This is a genomic window from Streptomyces chlorus, from assembly GCF_042655885.1.
GTDB lineage: Bacteria > Actinomycetota > Actinomycetes > Streptomycetales > Streptomycetaceae > Streptomyces > Streptomyces chlorus.
The window spans coordinates 1-7,257 of record NZ_JBHSOA010000066.1; the positions used below are offsets into that span (position 1 = coordinate 1).

Sequence of the window (7,257 nt, forward strand, 5' to 3'; positions counted from 1 at the left end):
AAACGGGCTGGTCGCAAGGCCAGTACCGCGCCCCGGCCCGACCCGACCCAGCCGCAAACGGCGGTGATCTTGCGGGGGCATCACCCGTGTGGGTGAGTCCGGGGCCGTACGGCTGCGGTGTGTGAAGCCCTGCGTGGACGATTGGCGATCGTGGCCCGTACCCCGTGGGACCTGGATGAGTTGGTCGAGCACTGGACGCTGTTGAAGGACGAGCAGGGGCTCGTGTCCGGCAAGCGTGGTGCGACGCGACTGGGCTTCGCCGTTTTGCTGAAGTTCTATACGCAGTACGGTCGGTTTCCCCGGAATCGGGCAGAGCTGCCTGGTGAGGCCGTGGAGTTCGTCTTTCGAGAGTGCAGTGTCGCGGACGCGGAGAAGCTGACGGCGTATCTGGCCGAGCACGTCGCGCACAAGGAACGCAGGCCCGAGCAGGTCCGGGTGGAGTTGCTGGCACGTTGCCGCATGGAGAGCATTGAGCCGCCCACGTCGGGTCGGTGCGACCGGATCGTGGCGGCTGCCCTGCGTGCGGCCGAGGAGTCGCTGACTGCCCTGATCTGCTCGCGGCTGACCGTGGAGAGCGTGGATCGGATCGTGGCTCTGGTGGCTGGCGCCGACCAGGACGACGCCGGACTCGCGGGCGGCGGTACGGAGGGCGAGGACGCGCCGCCAGTGCTGGCGAAGGTCAAGGAAGCGCCGGGCAATGTGAGCTTGGAAACGATGCTCACCGAGATCGACAAGCTGCTTGCGGTGAGGGCGGTCGGGCTGCCGGCGGACCTGTTCGCCGATGTCGCGCCGAAGGTTGTGGCCGGGTGGCGGGCGCGGGCCGCGGTGGAGTCGCCGTCCCATCTGCGGACGCACCCGGTGCCGCTGCGGGTGACTTTGCTGGCCGCGCTGCTGCACGAGCGGGAGCGGGAGAGCACGGACACGCTGGTCGAGTTGCTGATCTCCACGGTGCACCGGATCGGGGCGCGGGCGGAGAGGAAGGTCACCGAGCAGCTGGTCAATGCGTTCAAGAAGGTGTCGGGCAAGGAGAACATCCTTTTCAAGCTTGCCGAGGCGTCGCTCGGCGCCCCGGAGGGGATGGTGCGGCAGGTCGTGTTCCCGGCGGTGTCCGGGGGTGAGGTGACGCTGCGGGAGCTGGTGCACGAGTTCAAGACCCGGGGGCCGGTCTACCGGCGGACCGTGCAGACGACGCTGAAGGCGTCGTACACCAACCACTACCGGCGTGGGCTGATCAGGCTGCTGGACGTGCTGGAGTTCCGTTCCTCCAACCACACGCACCGGCCGGTGATCGAGGCCCTGGCGCTGGTGGCCCGGTACGCGGCAGCGGGCAACACCACGTACTACCCGCTGGGCGAGACGGTGCCGGTGCACAAGGCGATGAGCGGGGACTGGGCCGAGGTCGTGCACCGCACCGACAAGCGGGGCCGGCGCCGGGTGGTGCGCATGGTCTATGAGGTCGTCGCCTTCCAGGCCCTGCGCGACCAGCTCAAGTGCAAGGAGATCTGGGTGATCGGCGCCGACAAGTGGCGCAACCCGGACGAGGACCTGCCTTCGGATTTCGAGGCCCGGCGGGCGGAGAACTACCGGGAGCTGCGCAAGCCGCTGGACCCGGCGGTGTTCGTCGACGAGCCGCGCGGGCAGATGACGGCCGAGCTGACCCTGCTGAACGACCGGATGCCGAAGCTGTCCTGGTGGACATCGCGGAGCGGAAGTCCGGGGCGATCCGGCTGACGGCGGCCGAGGCCCAGCCCGAGCCGCGCAATCTGCGCCGGATCAAGGGCGAGGTACAGCGCCGATGGGGCATCGTGCCCCTGATCGACATGCTCAAAGAGGCGGTGCTGCGGACCGGCTGCCTGGACGCGGTCACCTCCGTCTCCGGCGGCGGCAGTCTGTCGGCGGAGGTCCTGGCCGAGCGCCTGCTGCTGATCATCTACGCGTACGGCACGAACACCGGGATCAAGGCCGTGGCGTCCGGCGGCCACGGGCACACCGAGGACGAGCTGCGGTACGTGCGCCGCCGGTATCTTTCCGCCGAGGCTGCCCGTGCCATCGCCGTCCAGATCGCGAACGCCACCTTCGCCGCCCGCAGTACCGAGTTGTGGGGCCAGGGCTCGACCGCGGTGGCCTCCGACTCCACGCACGTGCGTGCCTACGACCAGAACCTGTTCACCGAGTGGCACTCGCGCTACGGCGGCCGTGGGGTGCTCATCTACTGGCACGTGGAGAAGAGGTCCCTGGCCATCCACTCCCAGCTGATCAACTGCACCGCCTCCGAGGTCGCCGCGATGATCGAGGGCGCCATGCGGCACGGCACCACGATGGACGTCGAGGCCAACTACACGGACTCGCATGGCCAGTCGGAGATCGGGTTCGGCATCACGAGGCTGTTGAACTTCGACCTGCTGCCGCGCATCAAGCGGATCAACAAGGTGAAGTTGTACCGGCCCGTGGCCGGCGAACCGGACGCCTACCCGCAGCTCACCCCGGCGCTGACCCGGCCGATCCGCTGGGAACTCATCGCCCAGCAGTACGACCAGATGATCAAGTACGCCACCGCGATCCGGACCCGCACCGCGTCCACCGAGGCGATCCTGCGCCGCTTCACCCGCAACGCCTCCCACCCCACCTACGCGGCCATGCTGGAGGTCGGCCGCGCCCAGAAGACCATCTTCGTGGCCCGCTACCTGCGCCTACGGGACCTCCAGCGGGAGATCGAGGAGGGCCTGAACGTCATGGAGTCCTCCAATGGCGCGAACTCCGTGATCGCCTACGACAAGGGCGGGGAGATCGCCTCGAACCGGCGCGACGAGCAGGAGATGTTCGTGCTGTGCCTGCGCATCCTGCAATCGGCCCTGGTCTTCGTGAACACCCTGATGCTTCAGGACATCCTCGGCGAACCGGAGTGGGCGGACCTGCTCACGCCCGCCGACCGGCGCGGCCTGACCCCGCTCTTCTGGTCCCACGTCCGGCCATACGGTGAGGTGAACCTCGACATGGGCGCCCGCCTCAACCTCGCTGCGGCCTCCGTACCGGGGCCGCGGGCCCCGACGGACGGCGCCGGCCAGTCCTTGGCGGAGCGGTCATGACCCATCCTGCAGGAAGCGGGCGACGGCCTCCTTCTCCAGGTCGATTCCCGGTTCGATCTGAGGTGGGACAGGTTCGAACGCATCTACCTGGATGGCGCACGTCACAGAGCGACGGGTCCAGGTGCCGATGGCCAGGCCGTCGGTGATGACGGTGGGCCGGATGAGGCCACCGCCCGGCCAAACGCGGGCATGGTGGAGAGCAGGGACGGACAGCTCGCGGCTGCGGTAGCCGACGAGATAGTTGTCGTAGGCAGGCAGCATGCGAACGTCTGGGGTGTCAGATGTACTTACTGGTTTCCCCACCGGCGCAGCGAGTGTGGTCAACGCGCCGTACTCGGTGATCGCGCCGGATTCAGCCAGCATTTTCCAGGTTGTGCGGGCCCAGGTGACCGGCAGCCCGGACCAGGCGGCGAAGTCTTCCAGGGTGGCGGGGGCGTGCGCGGCCAGGTAGCGACGGGCCAGCTCGGTGAGGGCAGCGTCTTCTTCCCACTGGGCACCCCTGGTGGTGGGCAGCCAGTCGTCGAGCAGCACATACGTGGCCTCACCGGCACGCTGTGGGCCGTGGCAGAGGATGCCGGTGAGTGCGGCGTGGCGGATCAGGTGGAACGGCGCCTGTCCGTTCGGCGGGAGACCGAGGGTGGTGAGGTGCTCGGTCAGCTCGGCCCGGGTGAGCGGGCCGTGCGTGGTGAGGACGCGCCGGATGAGATGGTCGGCGCGCTGGCGCAGATCGTCGTCCAGGCCCAGCTGCCCGTAGCGGCGGCTGGTCGCGGCGAGCGTCCTGGGGGCGAGCAGGTTCAGGACCCAGCGGGCGTCGTCGCTGGGGATGGTGTGCAGGGTGCCGCGCATGTACCAGCCGCGGACGATGCTCTGCTCGTCCTCGTACGCCGTGCGGATGGCCTGGGCGGTGATGTCCTGGCCGCGTACCCGGATGCCCAGGTCGGCGGCCGTCGCGTCCTGGGCCTGGATGGCGAAGACCCGTCGGACGACCGCCTCGGCAGAGGCCTCCCGTGCTCCGCCGGCCAGGGCCTGGGCGTGGGCCCGCAGCCTGCGGACGCTTTCGTGGTCGAGCATCGGGCTGTGCCTCTCATCCAGCGCGGTCAGGAGACGGCCTTGTCGAGGATGTCGGCGAGTTCGGCGGGCGCGGACAGCATCGGCCAGTGCCCGGTGGGCAGGTCGAAGCGACGCCACGGCGGCTGGTTCAGGTAGGCCAGCATCGGCACCCCGGCATCCAGCAGCCCCGTGAAGTCGTGGCACGCGACCAGGACACGGTCCACACCGACGCTGAGCTCGGCCGGGCCGGCGAGACGCTGAGTGTAGGTGCCGAATGGCTGAGGGGTGGCACCCCCGCGCAGCACGTCCCGCTGGCCCTCATCGAGACCGTCGAGGCTGCTGGACAAGCCCAGGACCTCAAACGGCGGCACCGGTAGCCGCCACCCGTCACCGGAAGCTGAGACCTGCTGGCGCAGCTGGTCCGCTGCCTGCGGTGGCATGAGGTCGAGCATGCACATGCCTACGGCGAACGGGGCGCTGTCCACGTAGATCACGCGCTCCAGCCGGTCGCCGAGACGTCCGGCTGCCCCGGTTACCGGGGCAGCCGCGTAGCTGTGGGCAACCAGCGTGACGTCGCGCAGATCGTTCCGCTCGACGAATCCCGTGATGTCCGCGATGTGCGTGTCCAGGTCCGTCTGGGGGCCGCCCTGGTCTGCGTGCTCGGCCAGGCCCGTCAGCGTCAGCGGCAGCGCCGTGTGGCCGCGCTCCTGCAGAGCTCGGGCGGTGTCTTCCCAGGCCCATGCCCCGAGCCAGGCGCCGGGAACGAGTACGAAGGTAGCCATGTGATCTCCCTGAAGTGAGGTGCTGCGGGGAGCGTAAAGTCGATACAGGACAGAATCAGCCCTGAAATGCCGAGTGACCCATGTCGCATCCCCTGACCCGTGTGCTGACCCTGCTGGAACTCCTCCAGTCAAACGCCCGACTCACCGGGGCGGAGCTGGCAGACCGCCTGGATACTGACGTCCGCACGGTGCGCCGCTACACGGCCCACCTGCGGGAACTGGGCATCCCCGTGGAGGCCGAACGCGGCCGCTACGGCGGCTACCGACTGGCCCGCGGCTACCGCATGCCACCTCTGGTCCTCACCAATGACGAGGCTCTCGCCGTCGTTCTTGGCCTGCTCGCGGCAGAACGTCTGGGCATGGGCACCGCGGCACCGGCCAGTGCCGGTGCCCTGGCCAAGATCGAGCGGGTGCTTCCGCAGGCCCTGCGCGAACCGCTCGCCGCCATGCGGGAGACCCTGTCGTTCACCGCCAACGCCGTGATCGGTCAGGCACCCGGAACCGGCATCCTGCTGGCACTGGCCCAGGCCTCCCGCGCCCGCACGACCGTCGGCATCCACCACCAGTCCTGGCGCCAGGAACACACCGAACGCGACATCAACCCCTACGGCGTGGTCTTCCACACCGGCCGCTGGTACGTCGTCGGCCACGACCACCTCCGCGACAGCCTGCGGACCTTCCGCATCGACCGCATCACCTCCGTCACCTCCCGAGCCGACAGCTTCACCGCACCCGACGGCTTCGACCCCGTGGCCCACCTGACCTCGACCCTGGCCCAGGGGCCCTACCGCTGGCACGTCGAGGTGACGATCCATGGCCCCCTCGATGAGATCGCCCGCCGACTGCCGCGTTCAGCGGTGACCCTCACCGCCCAACCCACCGGCGTCCTGATGCACGCACGGGCAGAACGGCTGGACGGTATGGCCCACATGCTCGCCTCCCTGGAATGGCCCTTCACCATCCACCACCCCGACGAACTACGGCAGGCGCTCAAGAATCTGGCCGCCCAGCTCATCGCAGCCGCCCAACGAGGTCCGGAAGAACTACCGCAGTAAATGCCGGATTTACTGCGGCTGAGCCCCTACCGTGATCACCGCGACCTGCGGCGGACCATTCCGGCCGCCGGGGCGAGGTGTACGCATTTACTGCGGCAGTGCGGGAAGGGCGGGGCGGGGCGGGTATGACGATCGAACCAGTGACCGAACCCGGGAGCGGGGGCGCGCTCCGGCTGCCGCGCGCCCGGGTGGTGCCCCTGTCCGCCCCGCCCTCGTCATACGCTGCGGCGGTCGAGCGGTACCTCACGGGTGCGGGCATCGCGAAGTCCTCCGCGCGGATCTACCGGATCTCGCTGACGACGTGGGGGTGGATGCTCGCCGGCGAACCGGCGCCGACCGGGCCCGCCCGCCGGGGCGCGAAGCCGCCCGTCTTCCCCGTCGCCGCGATCGACGACCCGGCGCTGCCGGAGGTCCTGACCGAACTGGCGACGGCGCGGGCGGACGCGATGGACGCCGACACCGTCAACCGGGAGCTGTCCATCGCGCGCAAGACGGTCGGTTGGTGGCAGCGCCAGGGCTGGATCGTCGGCGACCCGACGGTCGGCATCGAGCGGCGGCCGGCGCCGCCGGACCGCACCAAGGCCCTGGCCGAGAACCAGATTGCTGCCCTGTGGCGCCTGGACGTCGCCCTGCGCGAGAAGACGCAGTGGAAGATGCTCTACGAGTCCGCCGCCCGGGCCGACGAGGTGCTGTGCCTGAACGTGGAAGACCTGTATCCGCAGGACAAACGCGGGAAGATCACCGCCAAGGGCGGGGCAACCGAGTGGATTCACTGGCAGTCCGGCACCGCCCAGCTGCTGCCCCGCCTCATCGGCCGTCGTACCCGCGGCCCGCTGTTCCTCACCGACCGCAAGGCCCCCGCCGGGACGCCGACGTTGGACGTGTGCCCGAAGACCGGCCGGGCCCGGCTCTCCTACCGCCGGGCCGAAGAGATCTTCGAGGAGAACACCCGCCTGCCGGCCAACCCCCTCGCCTCACCCGACGACATCGAGGACCTGGACGGGTGGACACTCCACCGGCTACGCCACAGCGCCCTGACACACGACGCCGAGGACGGCACCTCGACCCCGATGCTGCTGGCCCGCTCCCGCCACGCCTCCGTCCGCTCCCTGGAGCGGTACGCCCGCCCTGGCGTCGACTCGGTCGCCCGACACGTCGCCGGACGCGACCCCGCCGCACGTCGCCGGACGCGACCCCGCCGCACGTCGCCGGACGTGAGCTCGCCGTTTGCGGCTGGGTCGGGTCGGGCCGGGGCGCGGTACTGGCCTTGCGACCAGCCCGTTT

Annotated in this window: 6 protein-coding genes; 4 read left to right on the plus strand and 2 right to left on the minus strand. The window is 69.8% G+C overall.

Annotated elements, in window-relative coordinates; all coding sequences use genetic code 11:
- Positions 1–150: 150 nt before the first annotated feature.
- Both ACFPZI_RS28050 and ACFPZI_RS28055 read left to right on the plus strand, forming a co-directional pair.
- Positions 151–1,731: a DUF4158 domain-containing protein gene (locus tag ACFPZI_RS28050; protein ID WP_381368583.1), complete on the plus strand. Its 1,581-nt coding sequence runs from the start codon at positions 151–153 to the stop codon at positions 1,729–1,731.
- Entirely contained in the window at positions 1,692–3,086 is a 1,395-nt protein-coding gene (locus tag ACFPZI_RS28055; protein ID WP_381368586.1) for a transposase, read from the plus strand. Before ACFPZI_RS28050 ends, ACFPZI_RS28055 begins: the two co-directional genes overlap by 40 nt.
- Here the strand turns inward: ACFPZI_RS28055 and ACFPZI_RS28060 are convergent.
- Positions 3,081–4,157 carry a winged helix DNA-binding domain-containing protein gene (locus ACFPZI_RS28060; RefSeq protein ID WP_381368589.1) on the minus strand — a complete coding sequence of 359 codons (1,077 nt, stop codon included), beginning with the start codon at positions 4,155–4,157 and terminating at the stop codon, positions 3,081–3,083. The genes ACFPZI_RS28055 and ACFPZI_RS28060 overlap by 6 nt on opposite strands.
- 26 nt (positions 4,158–4,183) lie before the next feature.
- A complete protein-coding gene (locus ACFPZI_RS28065; protein WP_381368592.1) occupies positions 4,184–4,918 on the minus strand; it encodes an alpha/beta fold hydrolase in 735 nt (244 codons plus the stop codon).
- A gap of 80 nt (positions 4,919–4,998) precedes the next feature.
- Between ACFPZI_RS28065 and ACFPZI_RS28070 the strand changes: the two genes are divergently transcribed.
- Both ACFPZI_RS28070 and ACFPZI_RS28075 read left to right on the plus strand, forming a co-directional pair.
- A complete protein-coding gene (locus tag ACFPZI_RS28070) occupies positions 4,999–5,973 on the plus strand; it encodes a helix-turn-helix transcriptional regulator (protein WP_381368595.1) in 975 nt (324 codons plus the stop codon).
- Positions 5,974–6,113: 140 nt separating this feature from the next.
- Positions 6,114–7,257: tyrosine-type recombinase/integrase (locus tag ACFPZI_RS28075; protein ID WP_381368597.1), on the plus strand; the 1,144-nt coding region annotated here is incomplete at its 3' end.